The 22513-nt window shown below is 65.5% G+C and carries 22 protein-coding genes and 1 pseudogene; 13 read left to right on the forward strand and 10 right to left on the reverse strand.

The window, feature by feature from the left end; translation table 11 throughout:
- Positions 1 to 81: 81 nt before the first annotated feature.
- On the reverse strand, positions 82 to 339 hold the full coding sequence (locus tag E7T09_RS15690) for a hypothetical protein (RefSeq protein ID WP_136390150.1): 258 nt from the start codon (positions 337 to 339) through the stop codon (positions 82 to 84).
- 145 nt (positions 340 to 484) lie between these two features.
- On the reverse strand, positions 485 to 745 hold the full coding sequence (locus E7T09_RS15695; RefSeq protein ID WP_136390151.1) for a hypothetical protein: 261 nt from the start codon (positions 743 to 745) through the stop codon (positions 485 to 487).
- Between the two features lie 159 nt (positions 746 to 904).
- Between E7T09_RS15695 and E7T09_RS15700 the strand changes: the two genes are divergently transcribed.
- The gene (locus tag E7T09_RS15700; RefSeq protein ID WP_205747035.1) at positions 905 to 1345 is read left to right on the forward strand and encodes a VOC family protein; all 441 of its coding nucleotides are present in this window, start codon (positions 905 to 907) and stop codon (positions 1343 to 1345) included.
- A gap of 124 nt (positions 1346 to 1469) precedes the next feature.
- Here the strand turns inward: E7T09_RS15700 and E7T09_RS15705 are convergent, their stop codons facing one another.
- Entirely contained in the window at positions 1470 to 2006 is a 537-nt protein-coding gene (locus E7T09_RS15705) for a TetR/AcrR family transcriptional regulator (protein WP_136390152.1), read from the reverse strand.
- A gap of 134 nt (positions 2007 to 2140) precedes the next feature.
- Between E7T09_RS15705 and E7T09_RS15710 the strand changes: the two genes are divergently transcribed.
- Both E7T09_RS15710 and E7T09_RS15715 read left to right on the forward strand, forming a co-directional pair.
- Positions 2141 to 3031 carry an alpha/beta fold hydrolase gene (locus E7T09_RS15710; protein ID WP_136390153.1) on the forward strand — a complete coding sequence of 297 codons (891 nt, stop codon included), beginning with the start codon at positions 2141 to 2143 and terminating at the stop codon, positions 3029 to 3031.
- A gap of 12 nt (positions 3032 to 3043) precedes the next feature.
- Positions 3044 to 3349, forward strand: coding sequence for a hypothetical protein (locus E7T09_RS15715; protein WP_136390154.1), 306 nt, complete (start codon positions 3044 to 3046; stop codon positions 3347 to 3349).
- Positions 3350 to 3461: 112 nt separating this feature from the next.
- Here E7T09_RS15715 and E7T09_RS15720 read toward each other — a convergent pair.
- A pseudogene (locus E7T09_RS15720) lies at positions 3462 to 4295 on the reverse strand (IS5 family transposase).
- A gap of 96 nt (positions 4296 to 4391) precedes the next feature.
- On the opposite strand from E7T09_RS15720, the gene E7T09_RS15725 reads away from it, so the two are divergent.
- From E7T09_RS15725 to E7T09_RS22470, 3 genes are all read left to right on the forward strand, one after another.
- Positions 4392 to 4799, forward strand: a complete 408-nt coding sequence (locus tag E7T09_RS15725; protein WP_136390155.1) for an IS5 family transposase — start codon at positions 4392 to 4394, stop codon at positions 4797 to 4799.
- A gap of 148 nt (positions 4800 to 4947) precedes the next feature.
- Positions 4948 to 5658: an IS6 family transposase gene (locus E7T09_RS15730; protein ID WP_136390156.1), complete on the forward strand. Its 711-nt coding sequence runs from the start codon at positions 4948 to 4950 to the stop codon at positions 5656 to 5658.
- A gap of 33 nt (positions 5659 to 5691) precedes the next feature.
- Entirely contained in the window at positions 5692 to 5823 is a 132-nt protein-coding gene (locus E7T09_RS22470; protein ID WP_255578447.1) for a hypothetical protein, read from the forward strand.
- A gap of 385 nt (positions 5824 to 6208) precedes the next feature.
- Here E7T09_RS22470 and E7T09_RS15735 read toward each other — a convergent pair whose 3' ends face one another.
- The 3 genes from E7T09_RS15735 to E7T09_RS21975 all read right to left on the reverse strand — a co-directional run bounded on the left by E7T09_RS15735 (position 6209) and on the right by E7T09_RS21975 (position 9810).
- Positions 6209 to 8392, reverse strand: a complete 2184-nt coding sequence (locus tag E7T09_RS15735) for an ATP-binding protein (protein WP_240741830.1) — start codon at positions 8390 to 8392, stop codon at positions 6209 to 6211.
- Between the two features lie 526 nt (positions 8393 to 8918).
- On the reverse strand, positions 8919 to 9629 hold the full coding sequence (locus E7T09_RS15740) for an IS6 family transposase (RefSeq protein WP_136390157.1): 711 nt from the start codon (positions 9627 to 9629) through the stop codon (positions 8919 to 8921).
- 25 nt (positions 9630 to 9654) lie between these two features.
- A complete protein-coding gene (locus E7T09_RS21975; RefSeq protein WP_168734879.1) occupies positions 9655 to 9810 on the reverse strand; it encodes a hypothetical protein in 156 nt (51 codons plus the stop codon).
- A 188-nt stretch (positions 9811 to 9998) separates the two neighbouring features.
- Between E7T09_RS21975 and E7T09_RS15745 the strand changes: the two genes are divergently transcribed.
- The 7 genes from E7T09_RS15745 to E7T09_RS15775 all read left to right on the forward strand — a co-directional run bounded on the left by E7T09_RS15745 (position 9999) and on the right by E7T09_RS15775 (position 19345).
- Positions 9999 to 12983, forward strand: a complete 2985-nt coding sequence (locus E7T09_RS15745) for a BTAD domain-containing putative transcriptional regulator (protein ID WP_136390158.1) — start codon at positions 9999 to 10001, stop codon at positions 12981 to 12983.
- A 182-nt stretch (positions 12984 to 13165) separates the two neighbouring features.
- On the forward strand, positions 13166 to 14506 hold the full coding sequence (locus E7T09_RS15750) for a hypothetical protein (protein ID WP_136390159.1): 1341 nt from the start codon (positions 13166 to 13168) through the stop codon (positions 14504 to 14506).
- A 285-nt stretch (positions 14507 to 14791) separates the two neighbouring features.
- Positions 14792 to 16384, forward strand: coding sequence for a hypothetical protein (locus E7T09_RS15755; RefSeq protein ID WP_168734880.1), 1593 nt, complete (start codon positions 14792 to 14794; stop codon positions 16382 to 16384).
- A 97-nt stretch (positions 16385 to 16481) separates the two neighbouring features.
- Positions 16482 to 16904 (forward strand): VOC family protein, encoded by a 423-nt coding sequence (locus tag E7T09_RS15760; RefSeq protein ID WP_136390161.1) that lies wholly within the window; start codon positions 16482 to 16484, stop codon positions 16902 to 16904.
- Between the two features lie 458 nt (positions 16905 to 17362).
- The gene (locus E7T09_RS15765; RefSeq protein ID WP_136390162.1) at positions 17363 to 17674 is read left to right on the forward strand and encodes a hypothetical protein; all 312 of its coding nucleotides are present in this window, start codon (positions 17363 to 17365) and stop codon (positions 17672 to 17674) included.
- Between the two features lie 25 nt (positions 17675 to 17699).
- On the forward strand, positions 17700 to 18461 hold the full coding sequence (locus E7T09_RS15770) for a ParA family protein (protein ID WP_136390163.1): 762 nt from the start codon (positions 17700 to 17702) through the stop codon (positions 18459 to 18461).
- Positions 18458 to 19345, forward strand: coding sequence for a ParB/RepB/Spo0J family partition protein (locus E7T09_RS15775; RefSeq protein WP_136390164.1), 888 nt, complete (start codon positions 18458 to 18460; stop codon positions 19343 to 19345). Before E7T09_RS15770 ends, E7T09_RS15775 begins: the two co-directional genes overlap by 4 nt.
- Positions 19346 to 19634: 289 nt before the next feature.
- Here E7T09_RS15775 and E7T09_RS15780 read toward each other — a convergent pair whose 3' ends face one another.
- Genes E7T09_RS15780 through E7T09_RS15790 form a run of 3 tightly spaced genes read right to left on the reverse strand, consistent with a single transcriptional unit; the run spans position 19635 to position 22509 of the window.
- Positions 19635 to 20237 carry an MSMEG_1061 family FMN-dependent PPOX-type flavoprotein gene (locus E7T09_RS15780; RefSeq protein WP_136390165.1) on the reverse strand — a complete coding sequence of 201 codons (603 nt, stop codon included), beginning with the start codon at positions 20235 to 20237 and terminating at the stop codon, positions 19635 to 19637.
- Positions 20234 to 21616, reverse strand: a complete 1383-nt coding sequence (locus E7T09_RS15785) for a M14 family zinc carboxypeptidase (RefSeq protein WP_136390166.1) — start codon at positions 21614 to 21616, stop codon at positions 20234 to 20236. Before E7T09_RS15785 ends, E7T09_RS15780 begins: the two co-directional genes overlap by 4 nt.
- Before the next feature lie 17 nt (positions 21617 to 21633).
- Positions 21634 to 22509: an ABC transporter permease gene (locus E7T09_RS15790; RefSeq protein WP_136390167.1), complete on the reverse strand. Its 876-nt coding sequence runs from the start codon at positions 22507 to 22509 to the stop codon at positions 21634 to 21636.
- Positions 22510 to 22513 lie beyond the last annotated feature (4 nt).

Genomic DNA, 22513 nt, shown 5'->3' on the forward strand with positions numbered 1-22513 from the left:
GACGGCTGCATCAAGGTCGTCCTCGATCCCTGGGCCTGAGCACCGCTCCGGTTCCGGTGGAGGGCACAGCACGCCTGGCGGTCAGATCGCGTGGCCCAAGGCTCCTTCCATCACGCTGGTCAGGTCGTCCACCAACCGCGCATCGATCCGGGGATGCGCGGCGGTTCGCATGACCTGACCGCCGATGAAGACCTCCAGCGCGAACCGGGGCTCCCCGCTCTCGTCGCTGATCAGACACAGCATGTCCAGACACAGCCCGTCGAGCCGGGCCAGTTGCACTCGGCTGGCGGGCGGCAGCAGGGAGGCCACCTGGGGAAGGGTGAGCGGAATCAGGGCCATGCCGTCAGGATGGTCTGCGCGCGCTCAACGGTGCCTGACAGCGGGGAACGGTGAAGGGGTGAGGGGAGGCCACCCCACCCACCCGGTGCGCTGGACACAGGTGAGTCCCCCTGGACGTCCAGAGGGGCTCACGCTCTGAGGGCGTTCAGAGCACCTGACGACGGAGATGCGGTTCAAGCCGGACGCTCAGCTCGGAGACGATGTCCGTTCCCAACTTCCGGTGTTCCCTGGTGATGACCACGTCGTCGTCGACGTGTCCGTGCAGGACGTACGTCACGCCGTCAGGCCGGTGGAGCCGGCGGCAGCTGAGCGTGGCGCCGAAGCGCAGGGCGCGCATGATGCCCTTGCCGTCATGCACCGAGAGCGCCAGGAGCACCTCGGTGAGTGGGACGGGCTCCTCGTACATCCTGGTACCGTACTGTCCTCCGTCACACCGGGGGCATCACACCAACGGTTGCTCAAGACACCGCGACGTCCATGAAGACTGCGTGATGGCCCTGAACTGGTCAGAGACGGGCGTGCGCGCGCTGTCGTGAGGACTGAGGCCCTTTAAGATGCCAGGAACATGACCATCAAGAGACTGGATCACGTCAGCGTCGTCGTGGACGACCTTCCTGCCGCCATCGACTTTTTCACCGCGCTCGGCATGACGCTTGGCGGACAGGGGCCAGTCGAGGGCCCGTGGGTGGATCGTGTGAACGGCATTGAACACGTCCAGGTCGACATCGTGATGATGCGAACCCCGGACGGACACGGGCAGGTTGAGCTGACGAAGTTTCGCCATCCGGAACTCGTCGCCAGCCAACCGGCCCATGCACCGCCGAACACGCTGGGCCTCCGGAGCATCATGTTTGCGGTCGAGAGTGTCGACGATACCGTGGCACGCCTGCGCGCCACTGGCGCCGAACTCCTGGGTGAGGTGGCCCAGTACGAGGACAAGTACCGACTCTGCTATGTGCGGGGTCCGGCGGGCATCATCGTCGCACTGGCAGAGGAACTCTTCTGAAGCATCATCAGGGTTACTGGGGCTCTCCGAACGTCCTTCCGGTTCAGGGTGCGTGATGCCACGTGTTCACCACTGCCTCCACCATCGCCACCTGGAGGCGCGCACTGAGTTCCCGACAGGCCTCTTAGGGAACGGCCAACGTGCGGGCCTCCAGGTGCTGGATGCTGCGCCGGAACAGGGCCGGATCATCCAAAATGGTGGCCACCGCATGCGCTCCCTGGACGCCCATGAACACGGCGTCTGGCTCGGACGTCCCCAGCGCGGCCACGCGCGCCGTGACTTCAGCCCGGTAGCACTCCACAATCTCCGCTGCCCGGCCCACGGCGGCCTCTCCCACAGCGCGCAGTTCGGTGGCCAGACTGCCGAACGGACAGCTGGTGGAGTGGCGCTCCTCGGCGTCGTGGAGAAGCCACTCGAAGTAAGCGGCGAGCCAGGGTCTCGGGGAAAGCGACTCCAGACGGGACAGGAGTGCCTGAAGTTCGCGCTCGCACTCGTCCAGCACGGCCAGCAGCAGGGCCTCACGGGACTTGAAGTAGTAGTAGAGGTTCCCCAGCGGCATTTCTGCGGCCTGGGCGACGTCTTTCAGGGTCGTGCGGCCAATCGACTGGCTGCGGTAGAGCCGCAAAGCGGCTTGAACGACGTGTTCGCGTTTTCCTGACATGGGCCGGCCCTCCTGAGGCCAAGATGTCATGAAGCCCCGCTGAGCCACAGGAGTGCCGCTTCCCCTATGGTCAGTCAGAAGGTTGACTGAGAACAGAACGTGTCGCCCCAGAGGGCGCGGCACAGGGGGCACCTATGAAGTACGGACAGATGACGGCACTCGTTCTGGTGATGACTGCCGGACTCGCACAGGCAGGGGGAGCCGGGATGCCGATGCAGCAGGGCCTGCTCGCCGTGAACGGCGCCCAGATTCACTACGTCTCCGAGGGTACGGGCACGCCAATCCTGCTGCTGCACGGCTATCCCCTGAGCGGCGAGCTGTTCTCCCGCAACCGCGACGCCCTGGCGGCCGCCGGTTACCGCGTGATCACCATCGACCACCGGGGCTATGGCAACAGCGTCGCGCCGGCCAGTGATCCCGGCAGCCTCAAGACCTACGCCATGGACGCCCTGGCCGTCATGGACAGGCTGAACGTACCCAAGGCGATCATCGGCGGAATGAGCATGGGCGGCCCGATCACCTTCGAGATGTACCGCATGGCCCCCGAGCGCTTCCTGGGAATGATCCTGATCGATACCCTCGCCAACCCGGCCGGCATCGTCGAGCAGCACATCTGGAAGGGCATGGCCCAGAAAGCCAGCACCTACGGCCCGCAGGCCCTCGCGCCGGAACTGCTCAAGGACATGCTGACCGGTGACACCCGGTTGCACCGCATGGCGGACGCGACCTTCCTGACGGGTATCGTAAACCAGGCGTCCGTGGCGGGCGACGTGGCGGGCGCGGTGGTTCTGGCGACCCGGCCGGATTCCATTCCGACCCTGAAGACCATCACGGTGCCCACCCTGATCATCGAGGGCGTGGAGGACACGGTCTATCCACCGGAATTCTCCATGAAGATGCAGCAGAACATCGCGGGCAGCACCCTGGTGCTGATTCCCGGCGCGGCGCACGCCGCGATCTACGAGAAGGCCGGGGCGGCGAACACGGCGATCCTCGACTGGGCCCGCGCGAACGGCCTGCGCTGAGTGGAGCCCAGCATGGCGGCGTCTGCAGATCCTGCCCCGGTTCCCACCCGCTGGGCCGGGGCGACCGACGATGACGTCATCCGCGCGCTGGCCGCGCGAGATGAGGAGGCGGTGCGGGAACTGCACCGGCGGTATGGCCGGGCGGTGTATGCGCTGGCGTTCAGGGTCGGCACGACCAGTGCCGATATGGACGTCCAGAAGGCGTTTCTGGCGATGGTGCGTCAGGCGGCCACCGCACCCCAGGGCTGGCCGGACGCGCGCCTGTGGATTCTCGGGACGGCGTACCAGACGCTCTGCAAATCCACGAGCCCTGAATGAACGTTTCTGTACGGCCTAAAGCTGGAGGCTGCAAGGCCAGAATGTCTTCAAGGGCACTGGCGTCGGACTAGAGCCCGTTTGGCATCTTCATGTTGCGTGCTGGACGTCGTTTTCATGCGCTTGCTAAGCGTCTCAGTAGCAGGCGACTCATCGCGGCATAGCACCACGATTCCTCCGAGCATGGGAGCGTTTCATAGTCCTTGGCGAGCCGTCGGTGACGTCCCAGCCACGCAAATGAGCGCTCCACCACCCAACGCCGTGGAAGGACGTGAAATCCGTGCGGATTGAAGCCTTGGGCTTCCAGCGTTTCCGGCAGATACCGCCTTCGTTGGCGCCACCAGGGATAGACCACCGCGAAATCGAGGTGGAGAAGTTCACTGGCCCAGTGCTTGAACTTGCCCGTATAGCCCTGATCCGCCCAAATCTTCTGGAGGCCAGGGAAATGACCGTCTACGGCCTGGAGCAACACTTTCCCGCCCACCCGATCAACCAGACCGGCAGAATGAACCACGACCTTCAGGAGCAGTCCTCACGTGTCGACCAAGATGTGGCGCTTACGGCCGTTCACCTGTTTATGACCATCAAAGCCGTGTGGGCCACCATTTTCTGCGGTTTTGACACTCTGGCTATCGATCATGGCGGCGTGAGCATCGGGCGTTCGCCCGATGCTCACGCGGTACTGCTCTCGGAGCTGGCGATTCACGTCCTCCCAAACGCCTGAACGCCGCATCCGACGGAAGTGGAAATAGACCGTCTGCCACGGGGGAACATCGACCGGGAGGGCACGCCAGGCGATACCGCCGCGCAGCACGGAGAACACGGCATCCAGGATGAGCCTCGGATGCCAGGTGGGCGGCCGACCCCGTCCAGAGCGTGGTGGGAGAACCGTCTGGAGGAGCTGCCATTCGCGATCTGTGAGATCGCTCGGATACGTTCCACTGGGCATTCTTCAACAGTAGGTAGAGTGCGTGAGGGACCTATAATTTCCCAAACGGGCTCTAGGTAGTGTCCGCAAAGTGTCCTCGATGGGCAAGAATGACGTGTGGTACGGCGCTATGAACTGACCGATGAGCAGTGGAGCCAATTGGCTCCACTGCTCCCACCGCAACGCCAGCGAACAGGACGTCCCTCGCTGGACCACCGTACCGTTCTGAACGGCATCCTCTGGATCAAGCGCTCTGGGAGTGCGTGGCGTGATCTGCCCGAGCGCTATGGCAATTGGAAGACGGTGAGCTCCCGATTCTACCGATGGCAGCACCAGGGCCTCTGGGCGCAGGTGCTCGCCCGAGTGCAGGAGCGTGCCGATCATGCCGGCCAGGTTGACTGGGACGTCCAGATGATCGACAGCACGATCGTGCGCGCCCATCAGAGCGCGGCAGGGGTAAAAAAGGGGACGGCGACGAAGCGCTCGGCCGCTCGCAAGGTGGCTTCGGAACCAAAATCCACCTGAAGTGTGACGGCCGGGGACGGCCGATGGCCGTCCTGCTGACCGCTGGGCAGCGGAACGAGATGCTCATGTTTGAGGCACTGCTGGACGCTGGCAAGATCAAACGGCGGGGTTGTGTTGCCTTAACCAGGCCCGGGTAGTGTGACCCGCTGTGACTGATCCGACCCCTTACCGCCACCGATTCCCGATGACCATCATCCAGCACGCCGTCTGGCTGTACCACCGTTTCCCGTTGAGGTATCGAGACGTTCAGGAATTGCTCCACCAGCGCGGCATCGAGGTCAGTCACGAGACGCTGCGCGAATGGTGCATCACGTTCAGCGCGCTGTTCGCAGATGACCTGCGCCAGCGGGAACCCCGTCGGGGTTCCCGCTGGCTGATGGACGAGGTCTGTACGACGGTCAATGGCGTTCGACACTGGCTGTGGAGAGCGGTCGACGAACACGGCTTCGTGCTCGACATCTTGCTGCAGCGTCACCGCGATACCAAGGCGGCACAGACCTTCCTGACGCGCCTTCTGAGTGAATACGATGTGCCAGAGGTCATTCATACCGATAAGCTCTGGAGGTACGGCGCTGCCCTGCGGGAACGTCCTGTGCTCCACACTGTGGAGCATGTCCAGGTTGTCTCCACGGCGCGCTGCAACAATGTGATTGAGCAATCACACCGATCCACACGGCGTCATGAACGGCAACAACAGGGGTTCAAGCGACGAAAACGAGTGCAGGAATTCCTCTGCCTACACGCCAGCATCGAGAACCTCCACCACCACACACGAGCGAGCGTGCCCGCCTTCATCAGACGAAATAACCAAAAACAAGCGTTCCAGACGTGGTCAGCGGTCACGGCAGGGGTGGCCTGAATCTCAGGCCACCCCTGCCCTCACCATGGCGTGATGCCAGTCAAGGCAACACAACCGTGCAAAGAGACGCACGTCACTACCCTGCGGCTCGCGCCACCGCTGGTCACCAGCCGCGAGGATCTCGACTGGGCCCTGGATCGCATCGCCCAGGTGCTGGCCGGTTAGCGTCGCCAGGTTTTTTACCCAGTCGTTGAGCGCGGTCGGGCCTCCGCACCTCCTTCGGCAACCGCTGGGGCTGGGCGCATGCCCACGGTAGACACCAGCAAATCTGCCCGTTGGCCGACGCCGGTGCGCGAGCTCGCAATGGTCATCCACCTGCCGGGGTTTCGCCAGGACTGGGTGCAAGTGCCTCTCGCGAGCGGCCGGGTGGTGGGCCTGAACGTCGTCTGACGCCACTCTCTGGCACCTGCGGAGCTCGCCCGCAACAGCGCGGGACGCCCCTCGGCTTACCCGTCCGCGAACAAGCGCATGAACGTGAGCGCGAACCACGGAGGAACAGGTTTCCGTGTACCAGCCCCTAGCCGGACAGCATGGATGACATCGCGGCTTCTCAGGACACAACCGTTTTCGGCAGGGAGAACCCGAAGGTCGCGCCCTGCCCGACGCTCCCGTCCGCCCACACCTGCCCGCCATGCCGCGCCACGATGCGCTTCACGGTCGCCAACCCAATGCCAGCCCCCCCGAACTCCTGCAGAAGATGCAGGCGCTGCAACGCCCCAAACAGCTTTCCCGCGTACTGGGGATCGAAACCAACCCCCTTGTCCTGCACGAAGATGGCCCACTCCTGCTCGCGTTCCTCCGCCCAGACGTGCACTTCCGCATGGCCTGGGCTGAACTTCACCGCATTCTCCAGCAGGTGGGTGACCACCTGCTGAAGGGTCGCTGCGTCGCCCTGGACCGTCGGCAACGGATCAATGCTCCAGACCACGGGGCGATCCGGGAACAGCAGGGTCACGTCATGCTGAGCCTGGTCAACCAGGCTTACGAGGGGCACCGCCCGGATGTTCAGCATCGCCCGGCCCGCCCTGGACAGGGTCAACATGGCGTCCAGCAGGGCCTCCATCCGTTTCGCCGCGTCCCTGACCACGCCGACGTGGCGCTCAGCCCGGGACAGGTTCCCCTGGGCCAACTCCTTCGCCGTCAGCGCCGCAAACCCTTCGACATGTCGAACGGGGGTGCGCAGGTCGTGTGAGACGCTGTACGTGAAAGCCTCCAGTTCCTGGTTGGCCGCCTGCAGCTCCGTATTCGACCGGATCAGCTGGAGGCTGCGTTCCACGCGCTCGATGATGGCCGCCAGGTAGTGCACAGCCGTCATCAGCACGGCCTGATCCGGTGCAGTCCACGACCGCGTCTCGTACAGCGGCACGTTGAACAGGCCACGCACCTGCCCACCGATGATCACGGGCAGCGTGGCATGGGCCGCGACGTCCTGCGCCACTTCTGGATCGACATCGGTTCCAGCGTCGTATACCTCGACGAAGGCCGGCTCACCCGTCTGGGCCACTGAGTCGAAGCTGGGCGTGTGACCGACGGGGAAGCCGGCATCCATGTGCGCCTGCAGGAGGGCTGACCTCACCGCTCCCGTCTGGACGCGCACGCGCCACCGCCCGCCCTGCGCTTCGTAGTACGCCGCGAATCCTGGCGGCAGGAGCTCGAGCACCATGCCCTGGGCGCGCTTGATCACGGCCAGAGAGTCTGCCGTTTCGCTCTGGTTCCCGGTCAGCTGCAGCAGGGTCTCCAGTTCCCGCGTGCGGCGGTTCAAGTCATCCCGCTGCTGCTGGAGTTGTTGCGCCTGGACGGCGCGTTCCATGGCCAGGCCGAGCCCACGCGCGACGGCACGCACCATGGCCTCATCCCGGGCGAACCAGTGGGTGGTGGCCTGCTTGCCGACGGCGAAGATCGCCCGCACGTCGCCGTCGATCAGCAGCGGGACGAAACCAGCGACGCCGTAGGCCGCGGCTTCGGACAGGGAGTTGTCCGCGGCGTCCCATCCTCCGACGAAGACGGGCTCGCCCCGGCGTACGGCCTCGGCAAAGTCCGGGGCGTCCAGGGGCACGCCCGCCCGGATCTGCTGCACGATCTCCGGACTGACGTCATCGGACCACACCAAGCCCCGCCAGATGCCGGCGGCGGCGTCCAGCTCGTAATAGCCCACGCTGAGGTCACTGACAATGGCCTGCACGACCGTGACGGCCTGGTGCGCGAGACAGTGCAGATCCGTCTCGGTGCCGACGGCTTCAGTGAAGCGGACGAAGGCGTCCAACGCGGTGGCCCGCTCCTCCAGCTCCTGGGTCTGGTGCTGAACCTTCTGCTCCAGCACCTGGGCCTGCTGTTCCAGTTGCGCCTGCGCAGCCTGCCTGGCCTCCTCGGCCCGGTGTTGCGCGGTGATGTCGCGGGACGTGGACAGCAGGTGCGTGATCTGGCCGTGGTCATCGCGCAGCGGGGAGATGGTCACGAACCACCGCTTGGATGTGCCCTTGAATGTGCGGGCGCTCCCGACGAAGGTGCGGGTCTCTCCGGCGCGGGCGGCGTCCAGCGCGGCCTCGAGTTGGGCGCGGTCGTCTCCGTCCCACCAGGACGTCAGGACGACGTTGTGGCACTGCTGGAAGTCATCAATCTCCATGACCTGCTGACCACCGGAGTTCATCGTGAGCACTCGTGCGTCGAGATCGAGCACCTTGATGCAGTCGCCGTTGGCATCGATGACGGCCTGCAACTGGCGTGGCGTCAGCACGAGGTCGGAGGACAGTGTCCGCTGGGAGTCAGGGGTCAGGCGAACCAACTCATCAGCAACAGGATAACTGGGGTTGACTTCCCGGCGACCAGCCCTGACACGACATCATCCCATGAACCATCCCCGGGCCACGCCTGTCGACTATCCGCACTATTCCCGGCGCTGCGCGTAGCAGTACGTCCTGGCGGAGCCAGAAGGGCTACGCTCGTCCTTTCAGGGGACCTCGGGGTGCTGCAGCCCGGCCGTATGAAGCGGTCATCGGGATGCGCCGGGTGGCGTCCAGGTACGCGTCAACGCTGGGCACGGCTACCATCCACATCCAGGTCCCCTGAGGCAGGCGCTGGGCCCCGGTACCGCCGATATCCCAGGAGACGCGAAAACCACCGGCGCCGCGCCACGGACTGGCGAGCTCGCTCTTCGCGCAGCGTGGCCATCACCAGGGCAGCTCCCTCTGCGTCCTGGCCCGCACCGGTTGTGTTGCCTTAACTGGCATCACGCCATGGTGAGGGCAGGGGTGGCCTGAGATTCAGGCCACCCCTGCGGTGACCGCTGACCACGTCTGGAACGCTTGTTTTTGGTTATTTCGTCTGATGGAGGCGGGCACGCTCGCTCGTGTGTGGTGGTGGAGGTTCTCGATGCTGGCGTGTAGGCAGAGGAACTCCTGCACTCGTTTTCGTCGCTTGAACCCCTGTTGTTGCCGTTCATGACGCCGTGTGGATCGGTGTGATTGCTCAATCACATTGTTGCAGCGCGCCGTGGAGACAACCTGGACATGCTCCACAGTGTGGAGCACAGGACGTTCCCGCAGGGCAGCGCCGTACCTCCAGAGCTTATCGGTATGAATGACCTCTGGCACATCGTATTCACTCAGAAGGCGCGTCAGGAAGGTCTGTGCCGCCTTGGTATCGCGGTGACGCTGCAGCAAGATGTCGAGCACGAAGCCGTGTTCGTCGACCGCTCTCCACAGCCAGTGTCGAACGCCATTGACCGTCGTACAGACCTCGTCCATCAGCCAGCGGGAACCCCGACGGGGTTCCCGCTGGCGCAGGTCATCTGCGAACAGGTCGCTGAACGTGATGCACCATTCGCGCAGCGTCTCGTGACTGACCTCGATGCCGCGCTGGTGGAGCAATTCCTGAACGTCTCGATACCTCAACGGGAAACGGTGGTACAGCCAGACGGCGTGCTGGATGATGGTCATCGGGAATCGGTGGCGGTAAGGGGTCGGATCAGTCACAGCGGGTCACACTACCCGGGCCTGGTTAAGGCAACACAACCGGAACCTGAGACAGATCGATGGTCAACGTCGTGTCCTCGGGCGTAAGGACGAGAAGTTTGCCGTCAAACGCGTCGATCCGGTAGCGGGGAACCTCAACGATGCCAAGCACCGACAGGGCTGTAGGTGTGACGGGGAGCATATGCGGAAGCATAGACCCGCCTTTCACGACTCAGTGTGCCTCTCGGTGGCCAGCTTACTTTGCTCTTCTGCGAGGCCACTACAATCGTCCAGTGGGCGGTGTTGCCCGCGGAGGTGCACGCCGTTCCCCCGGAGATCCGCTCTGGATCCAGGCGTCACCACAGCCACTGGTGAACTTGAGGGGAGCTCGTGGGCGACGCCATCACCGTCTTCATCCAATTGCTCGGGATCCCACAGGTATGGCTCCCTTCCGGAGTCCGGCCCTTTCCTTCCGATCAACGCCATCACCTGCTGGCGCACCTCGCCGTTGAGGGAGGTTGGACGAGGCGCGACCACCTCGCGTTCCTGTTCTGGCCAGACAAGCCTGAATCGATCGCCCGCCGGAATCTGCGTCGACTGTTGCACCGCACGCGTGAGCTGGACTGGCTCCCCGCCGTGGTCGTGGAGGAGAGACGACTGTCCTGGGCCGTGGCGACTGATGTCCGAGCATTTGAGGTTGCGGTGGCTGACGGGCACTGGGGGCAGGCCCTGGACATTTACCGAGGCCCCCTGCTTGATGGCTTTGACGGCGAAGGAACCGGGGAGTTAGGAACCTGGCTCCTGACCCAGCGGGAGCGGTTGCGCGGCCTGTGGCATCACGCGTTGCGCCGGCGGGCTGGTGAGCTGGAAGCAGCGGGTGACGCCAGTGGAGCGGCAGCCCTCCTGACACCCCTCTTGAGCGGCGACGAATTCGACGAGGACAGTCTCAGCCTGTACATGCGGGTCTCGGCGCGCGCTGGGCAAGGAAGTTTAGCGCTGCAGGCCTATGAGGCCTTCGCGCACCGCCTGCGCCGCGAATTCGGGCTGTCCCCTGCCCCGGCGACCGAGCAGCTCGCCCGCACGATCCGGGACGGCGAGGAGGGGGCGGAGCCCAGTGGTTCCGCCCCCTGGCGTCTGCCTGCGCCGCTGACCCCCCTGGTGGGACGCGAACTTGAACTCACCGAGGTGGCCCACCTGTTGGCCCGGCCTGAGTGCCGCCTCCTCACGCTCACCGGGCCCGGCGGCGCGGGCAAATCGCGGCTGGCCCTGGAGGTGGCCCATACCCTCGCGCCCCAATTTCAGGACGGCGCACGGTTCGTCCCGCTCGAATCCCTGGCGGCCCCTGCGTTCGTCCCCGCCACCCTCGCCGCGGCCATCGGCCTGAACCTCCAGGGCCCGGATGAACCTGTGGATCAGCTCATCCGGTACTTGCGTGACAAGTGCGTGCTGGTCGTTCTGGACAACTTTGAGCACCTTCTGGAGGGGACACCCCTGGTCGCAGAACTGCTGCGGGAGTGCCCGGAACTGCGGCTTCTCGTTACTTCCCGCGAGCGGCTGCGCCTGGCGGGCGAATGGCTCCTGCCAGTCGACGGGCTGCCGATCCCCCCACCCGGCACGGGTCTGGAGGAGTCGCTCATGTACGACGCGGTGCGGCTGTTCGTGGATCGGGTGATCCGGGTGCGTCCAACCTACGTGCTGCGCGTGGAGGAGCTTTCCTCCGTGCTGGAGATCTGCCGACTGGTGGGGGGACTCCCCCTGGGGCTTGAACTTGCGGCGCCGTGGATGAGGGCCGTCCCTGCCAGGGAGATCGCTGCCGGTATCGCCGAGGGCCTCGATCTCCTCGCGTCCGATTCGCGGGACGCGGTTTCCCGGCACGCCAGTCTGCGCGCGACCTTCGAGCACTCCTGGCGCCTGCTTGATCAGGCCGAACAGGCCGCCCTTCGCCAGCTTTCGGTCTGCGAGGGTGGCTTCCGGCCGGGAGCAGCGCGCGAAATCGCGGGGGCCACCTTGGCGCTGCTGGCGGGCCTGGTGGATAAATCGCTCCTGCGCGCGTTGCCGTCAGGGCGTTTTCACCGCCACCCGCTGTTGTACGGTTACACCCGCGAGAAGCTGGCGTCCAACCCTGAGGAGGAACACGAGGCCCAGGTTCGTCACGCCGGATATTTCCTGCGTCTCCTTCAGGATCTCGGTGGGCCCCTGCGGGGTGCCGGGCAGAAGGAGGCGCTCACGCGGCTCGACGAGGATCTGGACAACGTGCATGCTGCCTGGAACTGGGCTGTAGCCCATGATCGCGCGGCCGAGCTGGGGCGGTGTGCTGCTCCTCTGGCTGCCTACCACATGGCCCGTGGCCGCTACCGCGAGGGGGCTGAACTGCTCACGCAGGCCGAGGCGAGCCTGCCAGATGATGACCGCGGACACCGCACCGCCCTGTGTCAGCTCCGGGTGGAGGGCGCGCCCCTGCTCACCCGGCTGGGACAGCGCGACGCGGCCGAACGCTGGGCCGCCAGCGGCCTCGCCCTGGCCCGCGAGTTGGGCGAACCGGGCGAGGCCCTGGCCGGGCTCACCCTGCTGGGCGACCTGGCCTGGCGGCGGGGTGACCGCGCCGAGGCCGCCGTCCACCTCAACGAGGCCCTGAGCCTGGCGCAGGAACGAGGGAATCAGGCCGCGCTTGCCGAAACCCTGAACCTGTTGGGCAATGTCGACCTGGACGGCGGCGACTTGCCTGCGGCACAGCAGCGTTATGCATCTGCCCTTGGCCTGCACCGTGAGCTGGACAACCCCAGCGAAGTCGTGCGGCTGCTCAACAATCTGGGGTGCCTGGCCGCGTACCAGGGGCACCTCGAGGCCTCCGTCGCTTTGCTGAGTGAGGGCGTGGCCCTGGCACGAGACATCCGTCTCCCACGGCTGTTGGCCCAGCTCCTGTCGAGCCTCGCCGAGACGGCCCATGAGCAGGGCAACCTGACCAGCGCGGAGGCGGCCGCCGCCGAGGCCTTGGCGTTGGCACGCGCCAGTGGCGACCGCCGCCTGGAGGGCATCCTCCTCGTCGATCTGGGCCATACGGCGACAGCAGCAGGGAATCTGGAGCGCGCGCAGCAGCACCTCCGCGACGGGCTGGCCGTCCTGTGGCACCTGGGCGAACTGCCCCAGGTATTGCGCGCCCTGGCCCGCTGGGCAAGGTGGTGGCTCGCCCGCGGTGGGCCCGAACGGGCCGGAGTCCTCCTTGACCTCGTGACGCGTCACCCGGCCACCAAGAGCGTGGATCGGGACCTCACGCAACGGATGCGCGCTGAGGTGACTCCCACACCTCTCGTTCTCTCCGATCTCCCCCCAGCTCTTTCTCACGTCGTATCGACACTCCTCGGCCCCTTGCCCTGATCACCGCACGCCGGGTGCCGCTGGCGGGACGCCCATGGGACGCCGACGGGACGCCCCACTGTCACCGTGCTCGCGTGCCCCTGAGTGGGGGACGAGGAGGCGAAGGTGAAACCAGCTCACTGTCCGCAGGTCAGGCGTCAGGGAAGTCCCAAAGAACCGGTCACCCGAAAGAAGGCATCACCGTGAATGCCCAGCCGTTCGCCCACCGGCGCTGGCGCCAGCGCTGCCTCACGCCGCTGCTAGGGCTCACGCTCCTCGCCTGCAGTCAAGGCACCAAGCCTGCCCCCCCGCCGGCTTCATCCCCCGACCGCCTCGACACCCTGGTGATCGGAGCGGTGCAGAGCACGTACGTTGATGCGCTGAAGCCCTCGTTGAACATGGTTCAATACACCGGCAGCCAGAAGCCTGAGGACTACAACCTGGTGCTCTTTGACGGCGATGCCAATTCACCAACGGACGTTGCCGCCCACCCAGTCCTGGCCCAGGCCCTGCGCGCAGGCAAATGGGTGCTGGGCGTGGATCTGACCGAAGCCCACAAGAAGCAGGGCATCCAGGGACTTCTCCACGCGTCCACGTGCGGCACGAGTACGGCCTTCGCGTTTCACACTGGCTACGACGCCCACGGGCGGTTCCAGGCGCACATCATCGAACCCTCCCGCGCGGAAAGTCAGCCGAAGGAAACGCGACTGCCGACTGACAGGACGGATACACCCCAGCCAGCCACCAAACCCACCAAACCGGGCCAGCAGGCGTGCGAGGGCACGGCAAGCGCCACCAGTCAGAGCCTAAAACCAGATCCAGGATCGCCCCAAGTGTTCGCCCGAACGCTCCTCGAGGCGATCGCCAAGCCGACCCCGCTCGTCCGTCAGGACACCCCGGCGACTATTCCAAACGACCTCATCTACGCGAACTTCTATTTCACGGAGACCTTCAACCAGCCGCTCAGCGGATCCCTCAAAGGCTATCCCGGCACCCAGCACCCCAACTACACGGTGAACCGCACCTTCACGGTGTACCTCAACAACAAGAACAACCCCCAGGGTGACTTCCAGTACGTCCTGCTCGAACAGGACGCGGCGGCCAATCCCAAGCTCTCGAGCGAACCATTCATTGCGATGGGAACCAAGTGGGACAGCGACTGGGTCATCGGCAGCTACGACGAGGCAGGCTGGGCGCAGAACCGCATGCAGCTCAGCCTCTCGGCCAACCCCACTGACTGGACGTTGGTGTCCACCTCGCCCGACACCGTGAACGGCACCACGAATGTCACCACTGGCGTGAGCTTCAACGTGCAGTTCGGCGCCAATGCCGATGGCCCGAATGGCTCGGGCTCCTTCACCTACTCCAACTCTCAGTCCAGGGACATCTCAGATTGGGCCGTGAGCAACTTGGCCACCAATACCGAGACCCAGTGGATGTACATGAGCAAGAACCCGGTAGACGGAAACTATCAGCCGAATTGCACCGCAGCAATTCGCACCACCGGATGCTATCTGGGCCAATTGCCAAACGATCTCGCTTGAGGCGCCCTTAAGCTCTATACCCAGTCGGTCTGGAAGACCCCATCGGTGATCGACGGCCCTGCCGGGTTCTCGTACTGGACGTGGTACGAGCTGCTGGATGTAGGGTGCGCACAAAACGGTGGAGTCATCTGCGATTCGGCCAAAGGTCTCTATAACTTTCAAGACTACTCTCCACAGTACATGCAGGGGCTCAGCTTCGACCTCGGTGTTGTCGTGCCCACCCCAATCCAGTCGATCACGTTCAGTCCGAATCCTGTACAGGGGGGCACAAGCGTTACTGGCACCGTGACCCTGAGTAAGGCCGCTAAGATTGACACCCGCATCGACCTGTCCTCCAACAGTCAGAACGCGACTGTGCTGCCCAGCGTCACAGTGAAGCAGGGACAGACCTCGGCCACCTTCCAGGTGCTCACCAACACCAACGGCATCGCCACCGGTGGCAGCAGTGTCGCCACCATCCAGGCCTTCTCCGCACAGAACTACCAGGCCCAGCTGACCATCCAGAACGTCAACAACGCCTCGCTGACCCTCTCCTCTACCTCGGTTGAGCCGGGTCAATCCGTGACCGGCACGGTCGGTCTGACCGGGACGGTGGCCGTGGACACCGTGGTTCCCCTCGATTCGAACAGCCCCAATGTGACCGTGCCCGCCTCGGTGACCGTGAAGGCTGGGCAGAGTTCTGCCACGTTCCCCATCGCGACGAACGCGACGGGTCTCGCCTACGGTGCCAAGGCTGTCGCAATCGTCACGGCTGGGAGTGCCCAGAGCCAGCTCACGGTCACGCGGGTCGGACTCACCTCGCTTACCTTCTCCCCCCGCACTCTTGTGCTCGGCAAGCCGGCCACCGGCACAGTCACCCGGGCCACTCCCGCGCCTGTCGACACGGACATCCCGCTCTCCTCGAACAACGCGAGGGTTGCCGTACCGCCCAAAGTGACCATCCCCAAGGGCCAGACGTCGGCCACCTTCCCGCTGAGTTCGTCGGCCCTTGGCCCCTACCGTCGCGCGGTGGCCACCGTGTACGCCGCCAACGTCCAGACCGGCTTCCCACTCCAGGGTTTCGCCGGGGTGAGCGTGGGCTTTAACCAGGCCTGCGCCCTAAAAGCCAACGGCACCCTGACCTGCTGGGGGAACAACGACGCTGGGCAGCTCAACGTGGCCGGGCTCTCGGGCGTCACCCAGGCGAGCTTGGGAATCTACCACAGCTGCGCTTCCAAGAACGACGGCACGGTCGCGTGCCTGGGGGACAGAACCGACAACCAGACCAGTGTGCCCGCCGGGCTCTCGGGCGTCGTTCAGCTGGACGCGGGCAGCTGGGCCACCTGCGCCTCGAAGAGCGACGGCACCGTGGCCTGCTGGGGCGCCCCCAACTATGGCCAGCTGAATGTCCCCGCCGGGCTCTCGGGTGTCGCGGAGGTGGACACGGGTAAATTCCACGTCTGCGCCCTCATCTGGAACGGCACCGTGACCTGCTGGGCAGACAACTTCTACGGCCAGGCCAATGTGCCCGCCGGGCTCTCAGGCGTCACCCAGCTGAGCGCGGGCGACATCCACAACTGCGCCCTGAAGAACGATGGCACCGTGGCTTGCTGGGGGGATAACAGCCAGGGCGAGCTCAACGTGCCCGCCGGGCTCTCGGGCGTCACCCAGGTGAGTGCGGGCGGCGGCAGCACCTGCGCCCTCAAGGGGGACGGAACTGTCGTTTGCTGGGGGGATAACAGTCAGGGCCAGCTGAACGTCCCCGCCGGGCTCGCGGGCGTCGTGCAGTTGAGCGTGGGCGGCCAGGGTTCATGCGCTGTGAAGGTGGACGGTACCGTGGTGTGTTGGGGGCAGGGCTCCGTGATTCCGCCGGCCGGATTGAATCTCCTTGGATCCTAACCGCCGAAGGGCAGTGACACTTTCAATAGTTCTCCCTGCAGCGGCGCGATGCCTTGTGACCGCTGCAGGCGGCCCCACCAGGCGTTGAAGGTCGTCTATGGCGAGCATTCAGAGCATTGACAGTGTCGGTCTCTGTGTCACCGACCTCGCGCGCGCGCTCACCTTCTACCGGCAACTTGGGTTCGAGCCTCTCTCCCATGACGGCCGGGGGTGTGCGCTGCGGGCAGGGCGTGCGCGGCTCCTCCTGTTTGAGACGCACCATCCGCAGCCCCATGCCCAGACCCGTGGATTTGCGCTGATCTACAACGCGCCGGGCTTCGATCACCTCACCCTGCAGGTACAGGACGTGGATCGGATACACGCGGAACTTCTGAAGCGGGGCATTGCCTTCAGCCGTCCGCCGGTGGATGAGCCGTGGGGCGCGCGGGTCGCCCTGCTTAAGGATCCGGACGGCAACAATCTGTGCCTGTTGGAGTGGACGCGGGAAGCGAGAGGGTCGGTCAGCCATTCGGCAAGGTGACGTCGCCAGGGTGTTGAAATGATTTGTTGGGAGCCTGTCCGTTTCTCGAACAGGCTCCCCTCTTGCTCGGGGCGTGGTCTTGGCGTTGGAGGGTATGACCACGTGAAAGCCGCCCCGTCCTGGCCACCGCCGGGGCGGAGCCTTCGTTGGGAATGGCCCGGCACTCTTCATCTGGATGTGCTGTCATAGCGCCGTACAACCACCTGCTGATACTCGCGGCATGGATGGCCTCCAGATGGTGCTGGCTGGGATGGGCCAGCAGGCCCTCCACGTGGCGGCGGCCGCTGGCAGTGCAGTGCTGCGTGCCCTGCCCTGGTGGGTCTGGCCGGTGGCCTTCTCCTTCGCGATGGCCCGCACGGTCGGCCACTTCGCGACCCTGGAGTCCGCACGGGCATGCCGGGGTCGGCGGCGTGCCCAGTCCACGGTGCGACGGCCCCGCAGGCAGCACCATAAGCGGTATGCCGCTCGACGAAGCTGAGGTTCGTCTGGAGATCCGGATCAGGCACATGCAGACCCTGGAGCTGGACGGCACACCGGGCCCCAACGTAATGCTCAGGGACTGCATCGGAATTGATCTGCATCCCCAGGACGACGGCACGTGGATGATTGGCTGGCGCACCCTGTTCGGCCGGCAGTTCCTGATCCCACTGGCCCCGTTCACGACCCAGGAGGACGCGGTGGCCTGTGCGCATCGCATCAGGGTCGTGATGGTTCAGACCCTGGAGGAATGGAACGCCCAGCAGGACAGGCAGGATCCACCTCTGACGTGAGGGCTGCGCGCCGTATCCTGCGAGCGTGATCACCGCGACCGTGTTCAACCATGCAGGCGGGGCAGGGAAGACCAGCCTCACCCGTGACGTCGGCTATGAACTTGCCCTGACGGGCCTCCGGGTTCTGCTGATCGACCTGGATCCGCAGGCAAACCTCACGACCTGGCTGGGCATTCCGGTGCAGGACGTAGCCCTGAGCGGCACGGTCTACCCGGTGGCTACCGATGGTCAGCCGCTGCCTCCGCCGATGTACGTCCACGGTCTCGACCTGATTCCCAGCCAGGTGGATCTGGCCCTCGCCGAGACCGGCATGCTGGGCGTGCCTGGCTCCCAACTGTTCTTGCGGCAGGCCCTGGAAACGGTGCGTGATCGGTACGATCTGGTTCTCATTGATTCTCCGCCCAGCGTAGGCCAGTTGGCGATCCTGGGCGCCGCAGCCGCCGACCGGCTGATCGTGCCGATTCCCACGCGGGCCAAGGGCCTGCACGCGCTGCCCGGCCTGCAGAAAGCGACGGGTCTGTACCGGCGCCTGCGTCCGGAGCTGGAGGTCGCCCTCTACGTCCCGACCTTCTATGATGCGCGACGCTCGCATGACCGTGAGGTCCTGGAGACCCTACAGGCACACCTGAGCCCGCTGGCGGAACCGGTTCCGGATCGGGCAGCGGTGTGGATCGACAGCAATTTGGCAGGCGAGCCAGTCGGGGTGTTCGCCAAGGGCAGCCCGGTACATGAAGACGTCCTTCGTCTGACGAGCCGGGTGGCAGCCGCGCTGGGGCTGAGCGCATGACCGGCAAGAAGAGCCGCGCACCGCGCCTGAGCGGTCTGGAAGGGCTGCTGGGGAGCACGGCCGCCATGACCCGGCCCCAGCCGGCCGGCACCCTGCCGGTCACTGACCTCCACCCCTCGGCGCTCCAGCCCCGGCGGTCGTTCGACGAGGCCAGCCTGACCAGGCTCGCGGATTCCATTCGTGCAGAGGGCGTCCTGCAGCCGCTGCTGGTGCGGCCAGTCGAGGGTGGGCACGAGATCGTGGCAGGGGAGAGGCGCTGGCGGGCCGCGCAGTTGGCCGGCCTGACCGAAGTGCCCGTGCTGATCCGGGAGCTCGACGACACCCAGGCGCGGGCTGCGGCGCTGATTGAGAACCTGCAGCGCGAGAACCTGAACGTCATCGATGAGGTGGAGGGCAAACTCGAGCTTGTGGCGCTGGGCCTGGGCACAAGAGTAGGTGAGGCGCGGGGTCGCCTGATGCAGCTTCTTAAGGCCGCAGATGGGGGAGAGGACGCTGATCGCCTCGACCTGATGTTCACCGGACTGGGGGAGACCTGGCAGAGCTTCGCAAAGAATAAGCTCCGTATCCTGAACTGGCCGGAGCCCCTGCTGGCGGCCCTGCGCGAGGGTCTGCCGCGCCGACTGGTCGAACTGATCGGTCGCGCCCCAGAGGCTCACCAGGAGCGGCTTCTGGTCATGCTGCGTTCTGGTTCTTCACGTGAAGAACTGACAGCCGAAGTTACCCGTCTTGGCGGAGCAGGGGAGAGGCCGCAGGCGGCCCGGGTGGCCCAGGTTTTGGGCCGCCGCCGATGGCTGGATGCTCTACCGGAGAAGGATCAGCGTGACGTCGAAAAGTGGCTGGCAAGGATGCCAGCTGCGCTACGAGCCGCACTGGACGGCAGATGAGCCTTCGCCCCCGATCAGGTAACGCCATCAGTTCAACCAACGCCCCTGCTCCACACCTGGGCCCTGGCATGAGTGAGCCGGCTCCCCCCGCGGAAGCGTCGCCAGCACCTTGTGTTCTTGGAGCTCCACCGCCCCCCTGCCAGCGCGGGGCTCCTCCTGGGTTTCATCCAGTCGTGCGTACTCAATACTTCAGGTTAAGGGTCGAGGCGCAAGGCATAACCAGCCCCTAGGCCGGAGAGACGCGGCATCGCACGCGGGCGTCGGGGTACAACATCATGTCTTAGGATCCCTACCGATCGTCCTCTACCGCCAGATCCTGATCTCTCACCGCTGCCTGCACCTGCTGGCTGAGCATCTGGGCAAAGTTCGGCAGCACCGGCCCGGAGCGGCGTTCCAGATTCCAGATGTCGGAGCGCAGCAGGGCACGGGCGCAGTGCAAGAACGCTTCGTGCACCTCCACGACGATCAGGGTGACGGGCGGCCGGCCGAGATAGGCGTACCGCTCCAGCACCGCCGGATCGCGGGTGAGCCGCGCGACCCCATTGACCCGGAAGCCCTCGTTGACTCCCGGTACCAGGAACAGCAGGCCGACCTGCGGGTCATGCAGGATGTTGCGGATGCTGTCGATGCGGTTGTTACCGGGGCGATCCGGCAGCACCAGGGTGTGCGGGTCGTCCACGAACGCTGCCTGCCCGGGGTCGCCGCGCGGCGAGCAGTCCACGCCAGTCTCGCCGTGGGTCGCCAGCAGCACCAGCGGCGCGGCGGCGATGATGCGCTGGAAGTCGGCGTCGAGGTAGTTCATCACCTTGCGGATCACCAGAGTGCTGGGCGGCCGGTACAGTCCGGCGAGGTCGGTGTCCGACTGCACCAGGAACTCCGGGTCGAGGTTCATACACTGCCTCGCAGGTGTGGCAACAGCGCCAGCAGGGCCCCGAGCTGAGTCTGCACCGCCTTTCGGATGGGAATCGCCTGATACTCCAGGTGCGTCTCGAGGTCGGTAAAGCCCTGATCCAGAAGACGGTTCAGATGCTCCTGCGCCGCTGCGAGTGCCGGGTCGTCCGTACGGGCGCGCTGCGCCTGGAAGGCCCGGCGGAGCATGCTGTAGATCAGCAGTTGGTAGAAGGGCGAGACGTACAGCGCGTCGGTGCGCTGGGCCATACTGGCCCCCTCTTGGGTAGCCGGGTCGGCCAGGATCGCCTGACGCTGCACGCCAGCCTTGAGGTAGTGCTGGTGGAAGAGCAGAAAGGCCCGGTGAAGGCGCGAATCCAGGGTCATCAGACCGGCGACTGGAGCATACAACGCGTCGACGGCCTGGGTGAGCGCCCAGGTCTTGTCCTGCCCTTCGAGCAGCACCTCCCGGCGGGTCTGCCCACTCAGGGTTTCATCAGCCACGGCTGCGGCCTGAAAGTACGGCAGTTCAGTGATCAGCGTCAGTGCGCGTTGGCCGTCCATCGCCTCCAAGAAATCGCCGCTGGAGCCGCCGCTGCCGATCATGGAGGCCGGAGCTTCCGTGGTGTAGGTCTCGTAATAGTCGTAGGCCTCAGCGATGGATGACGTCTTGTAGATGGCGGGCGCGAACTCGACGCCCCACGGCATCTCGGCCTCACCCTTGGCCAAGAAGAGGCCCAGGCTTTCGGGCACCCGGTAGAATTCTGGGTACACCTGCGGTACGTCCCGGCTGATGTAGTAGTACACGCCCCCGAAGCCCGCGTTGTGCAGGCTGTAGATGAAAGCCGGGCGTACGGCAGTCAGCGCGTCCATCAAGGCCCGCGTCTCAGGGATCGGAGCGTCAAAATGGAAGTCCTTGTACGCCACCGGGAAGGTCCATTCCACCTGTTCGACGCCGGGAGGCCGGTAGAATTCCTGCGCGTAGTGGCGCGCCGTGAATGGCCCGGCAAACCAGCCCTCGTTCAGGCGGGTGCCGTCGGGATCCACGCAGGGTAGCAGGTGCCACGTAAAGCCGCTCCGAAGTTCCGGAGAGCGGATTAATTCGTCCAGCAGGTAGCTGACCAGCATCGCGCCGACCGGCTCGTTGGGGTGGGGGCAGGCGTAGAAGAGCAGTGGCACCGGACCGTCGCCGATGCTGACCATCGGAATTGCCTCGCCGTCGGTGGAATGCCCCACCTCGCGCAGTACGGCCAGATCCGGGTGGTCACGGGCCACAGCGCGCGCCTGGGCGTACAGCTCGTCCACCGTCAGGAACCGCGTGTAGTCCGGCACCGTTCGGAGCCAGCGGTCGAGGATCTCTGGAGTGATGCTCTGATCTGTCATGGAAGCCTCGTCCGGCCTCAGCCGGCGTTGCGCGGGTCGAACGCCTGGCGTAGCCCGTCGCCCAGGAAGTTAAAGCCCATCACGGCCAGCGCGATCACCACGCCTGGCCACACGATCAGCAGTGGGGCCTGCAGCAGGAAGTTCTTGCCCTCGCTGACCATGGTGCCCCATTCCGGCGCGGGCGGCTGCACCCCCAGCCCCAGGAAACCCAGTGCCGCCAGCGCCAGGATTGCCTGCGGCACGCCGAAGGTGGCCGCCACAATGATCGGAGTGAGGCTGTTGGGGAGGATGTGGCGGAACATGATCCGTCCGGAACTCGCGCCACTGGCCCGGGCGGCCTCGACAAAGTCGCGCTGGCGCAGGCTGAGAACCTGGCCGCGCACCAGCCGGGCGTAGATCGGCCAGCTGACCAGCCCCAGCACCCACACCACGTTCAGCACACTCGAGCCCAGCACCGCGATCACCGCGATCACCAGCACCAGGAACGGGAAGGCGAAGAAGATCTCCACCAGCCGCATGATCAGGGTGTCGATCCAGCCCCGGAAGTAGCCGGCCAGCAGGCCCAGCCCTGTCCCCAGGCCCGCCGCGATCAGCACCACGCCCAGCCCCGCCGTCAGCGAGATGCGTGAGCCGTAGATCAAGCGCGAGAGCAGGTCACGACCGAAGTTGTCAGTGCCGAGCAGATAACCGTGTTGCCCCGGCAGCAGGAATTGGTGTTGCAGGTCGAGCGCGAGAGGGTCGTGTGGGGCAATCCAGGGAGCCAGCAGCGCTGAGAGATAGAAGACCACCAGAATTACCACCCCGACGACGCTGAGTCGGTTCCGGGTAAAGGCCCGCCAGCGCCGGGAAGTGCGCCGCGACGCGGCGGATGTAGTCTTGAGCGTGTCAGTCATGTCG

This window comes from Deinococcus sp. KSM4-11, from assembly GCF_004801415.1.
Taxonomy (GTDB): domain Bacteria; phylum Deinococcota; class Deinococci; order Deinococcales; family Deinococcaceae; genus Deinococcus.

Coding starts and splice junctions, on each gene's coding strand:
- E7T09_RS15695 (WP_136390151.1), bottom strand. CDS start 745: ATGTACGAGGAGCCCGTCCCACTCACCGAGGTGCTCCTGGCGCTCTCG.
- E7T09_RS15790 (WP_136390167.1), bottom strand. CDS start 22,509: ATGACTGACACGCTCAAGACTACATCCGCCGCGTCGCGGCGCACTTCC.
- E7T09_RS15785 (WP_136390166.1), bottom strand. CDS start 21,616: ATGACAGATCAGAGCATCACTCCAGAGATCCTCGACCGCTGGCTCCGA.
- E7T09_RS15690 (WP_136390150.1), bottom strand. CDS start 339: ATGGCCCTGATTCCGCTCACCCTTCCCCAGGTGGCCTCCCTGCTGCCG.
- E7T09_RS15700 (WP_205747035.1), top strand. CDS start 905: ATGACCATCAAGAGACTGGATCACGTCAGCGTCGTCGTGGACGACCTT.
- E7T09_RS15780 (WP_136390165.1), bottom strand. CDS start 20,237: ATGAACCTCGACCCGGAGTTCCTGGTGCAGTCGGACACCGACCTCGCC.
- E7T09_RS15705 (WP_136390152.1), bottom strand. CDS start 2,006: ATGTCAGGAAAACGCGAACACGTCGTTCAAGCCGCTTTGCGGCTCTAC.
- E7T09_RS15765 (WP_136390162.1), top strand. CDS start 17,363: ATGCCGCTCGACGAAGCTGAGGTTCGTCTGGAGATCCGGATCAGGCAC.
- E7T09_RS15775 (WP_136390164.1), top strand. CDS start 18,458: ATGACCGGCAAGAAGAGCCGCGCACCGCGCCTGAGCGGTCTGGAAGGG.
- E7T09_RS15715 (WP_136390154.1), top strand. CDS start 3,044: ATGGCGGCGTCTGCAGATCCTGCCCCGGTTCCCACCCGCTGGGCCGGG.
- E7T09_RS22470 (WP_255578447.1), top strand. CDS start 5,692: ATGCCAGTCAAGGCAACACAACCGTGCAAAGAGACGCACGTCACTACC.
- E7T09_RS21975 (WP_168734879.1), bottom strand. CDS start 9,810: ATGCTCCCCGTCACACCTACAGCCCTGTCGGTGCTTGGCATCGTTGAG.
- E7T09_RS15710 (WP_136390153.1), top strand. CDS start 2,141: ATGAAGTACGGACAGATGACGGCACTCGTTCTGGTGATGACTGCCGGA.
- E7T09_RS15760 (WP_136390161.1), top strand. CDS start 16,482: ATGGCGAGCATTCAGAGCATTGACAGTGTCGGTCTCTGTGTCACCGAC.